General features: G+C 39.2%; 1 protein-coding gene. It reads right to left on the bottom strand.

Features of this window, described 5'->3' with window-relative positions; genetic code table 11:
* Window positions 1–30: 30 nt before the first annotated feature.
* Window positions 31–1,205, bottom strand: a 1,175-nt coding sequence (locus EI28_RS14545) for a hypothetical protein (RefSeq protein ID WP_197018527.1), incomplete at its 5' end; no start/stop codon positions are given.

Genomic DNA, 1,205 nt, shown 5'->3' with positions numbered 1-1,205 from the left:
TTGCTGCTTGGGACCCGTTTCGATAAGGTATTACTTTGACACCCTCGAAAGGAGGGTTTTTTTCATACTCTCTGAATCGAGTGAGTATTCTTTAATCATGGATTGTATCCCCTCTGGGGATATGGTAGTGAATGGAACACCTGAAATGGACTTATAGAAATCCCTGATGTTATTTTTTAACAGTTCAAGTTTTTCTGGTTGGAGGGAGTAAAGTTGTTTGGTAGAAAATGCATCCTCCTTGAATTTATTTGATGGATGAATTATAATGGGAATATTCTCGAAATTTTCGTATTTCCCTTCAAACCATCCAATACTGGTATTCATTTGACCCGCTTCTGATTTTGAAATGCCCCTCTGTGCGGTAACTCCATTTTTGCATTCGATAATCCAGTAGTGAGTGTCATCAATTTGCCACAAATTATCAGGGCCGCATCCATCGTTCTTTTCTGGCCTATCTGTGTTGAACCCGAGAATATGCCCTAATTCATCTATCCCCTCTTCGAATGTGTCTGAGGGTACTTTGAATGAGATTTTCTCTAAAATGTTCTCTATTTCAAGAATAAGGTGTGTATAACCCTCTTTTGATCTTATGTAATTAGATATTCTTTGGGCACGGCTAATTCCATCACGAGTCATTTTGGTATATTGAATCCCTTCTGGAGGTCTGAAAAGACGGGGGTTTGTTTTAAAAGCACTGAGTTGGGTGTCAAGTGATCTCTGCCTATCAACAGAATATTCATAAATAGCTTTTAACTGTAAGTACCATCCCAATTCTTTCTCATGATCTTTTACCTCATCAATAATCTTTTGTATAATTGATACTGCTTGACGAGGTTGCCTTTTTTGATAACAGAGTTCGGCATCACGTTCTAATATCATCCTGTTGATAAAAGCTTTGTTAATCGGTTTAATATCGACATCACTCATAGCATATTTATAATAGGCCTTCCACCCGGGATCTCGATCCAATACGTTCTGAATGAGATTCTCAATTGCTTTCAAAGCAGGCCCCTCCTTTTTTAATTCTTCTGCCAACTCCTCTCCTATTTTTATTTGACGTTGGGCTTCGTTAGAGAGATACCCACGCTTTGCGTTTTCCGAGAAAAATGCTGATATGTCTGTCCCAATGATTATTACAACACAATAGTCACTTACGCCACGAATTGCCCGGCCAATCCCCTGCTCAATACGCTGAGCGAGTTTAC

It is taken from the genome of Methanoculleus sp. MH98A (genome assembly GCF_000691865.1).
GTDB lineage: Archaea > Halobacteriota > Methanomicrobia > Methanomicrobiales > Methanoculleaceae > Methanoculleus.
The sequence above is the reverse complement of the archived record's forward strand: the minus strand, read 5'-3'. Positions and strand labels throughout refer to the sequence as shown.